This window comes from Oleiphilus sp. HI0086, from assembly GCF_001635225.1.
Window position 1 is genome coordinate 1 of sequence record NZ_LWFZ01000236.1, and the last position, 1,763, is coordinate 1,763.

Annotated in this window: 2 protein-coding genes; one reads left to right on the forward strand and one right to left on the reverse strand. The window is 47.3% G+C overall.

Annotated features, from left to right (window positions below; all coding sequences use genetic code 11):
• On the reverse strand, positions 1-1,421 hold a 1,421-nt coding region (istA, locus tag A3756_RS03105; protein ID WP_156490226.1), incomplete at its 3' end, for an IS21 family transposase.
• 42 nt (positions 1,422-1,463) lie between these two features.
• Between istA and A3756_RS03110 the strand changes: the two genes are divergently transcribed.
• Positions 1,464-1,763, forward strand: a 300-nt coding sequence (locus A3756_RS03110) for a response regulator (protein ID WP_156490227.1), incomplete at its 3' end; no start/stop codon positions are given.

A 1,763-nucleotide genomic window follows, 5' to 3' on the forward strand; every position in this document is an offset into this window, starting at 1 on the left:
GTTTCCTGTTCGATGAGTCGGCTCAAACAGTTCATTACATGCTGTTTTGAGGGGTGCCCGCATCGCAGAGATTCCTCAACCGCTTGCTCAACCAGCTGTTCGTCGTGATGAAGTACCAAGGCCAATATCTCGACCATTTCTCGATCACCACCTTGTCGTCGAAGTAAATACTTTTGAATGGACTTGAAGCTGTCTGGCAAGGTCTCGAACGGTGCGCCGTTACGCAGTGCTCCTGGTTTGCGTTGAGCCACGGCTAGATAATGTCTCCATTCATACTTGGTGATACCTGCATCATGCTTGCGATTGAAGATACGTCTATGTCTTGCTATCTCCTTGCCTTCGGCAACGATAACGATTTCAGCTGCATAAACATGAAGACTCACATGCTGGTTAGCAAAGCTTGCCGGGACACTATAGCGGTTACGCTCGAACGTAATTAAGCATGTAGAAGAGACTCGCTTAGTCTCTTCTACATAGCCATCGAATGGCGCTGGGACAGGCATTAAACATGGCCGTTCTTGTCGCCAGCATTCAGCAACCGTTAGATTGGATTGTTCTGGGTGTTTTTGGCGGTGCCACAGTTCAATACATTGGCGTTCAAGCCAAGCATTAAGTTCTTCGAGAGTCTTGAACTTGGGAGCGGTATGCCATAACTGATGCCGAGCATCTCGCACCTTTTTCTCGACTTGGCCTTTCTCCCAACCTGCAGCTGGATTACAGAACTCAGCTTCAAACAGATAATGACTGACTAGCGTTTGGAATCGGCGATTAACATCGCGCTGTTTACCTGATCGTACCTTATCCACAGCAGTCTTCATGTTGTCGTAGATGCCGCGTTCAGGCACGCCACCAAAGACCCGAAATGCATGATTGTGTGCATCAAACAGCATCTCGTGCGTTTGTTTGTAATAAGCTCGCAGGAAGAAAGCTCGACTATTGCTTAGCTTGAAGTAAGCAACTTGAAGGCAGCACTTCCGACCATTGATCGTGGCGAAATCTTCGCCCCAATCAAACTGGAATGCTTCGCCTGGTGCAAAAGTCAGTGGAACATAGACTCGCTTAGCGGCAGTGCTCTTTGCTTCATGTTGCTCTTGTCGCCACTGCCGTGCAAACGCAGCAACACGATCATAGGAACCGGTGTAACCCAGTTGTACTAAATCCTGGTATAGCTGCTTGACTGACTTACGCTGCTTTCGATGCTTTTTCACCTCACGGTGAAGCCAGCAGGTTAAGGTCTTCTCGTAGTCATCCAGCTTACTCGGCGACTTCCTTGCAGGGTAGCTTGGGTCTAAATTTCTATTATTGAGGTATTTACGAACAGTAATTCGTGACAATCCGGTCTTCCGAGCAATCGATCGAATCGATTGTCCCTCCCGAATATGCGAGCGTCGAATTACGCTTAGTAGAGCCACGTCTATCACTCCATTTTCTCCTGCTTTGCTGAAGCAGGGATAGGTTTATACGTGGGTCAAAATTCGATGCAAATATATGGCTTTAGTGGGTCAGTTTTGGGTGCAAATCAACAGCTAGGGAAGGAAATTATTGTTAAACAAGGCATCCGGGTATCCCTTGCCAACAATGGTGAAGAAGGCTACGAGAAAGCCATAAAAGGCAATTTCGATTTCATATTAATGGACATGCAAATGCCTTTAATGGATGGCTGCCAAGCTACCGAAAAGATACGGGAAAGCAATCAGAAGATCCCTATCATCGCGATGACCGCAAATGCCATGGCAGAAGACAAAGCAAAATGTCTTGCCTCG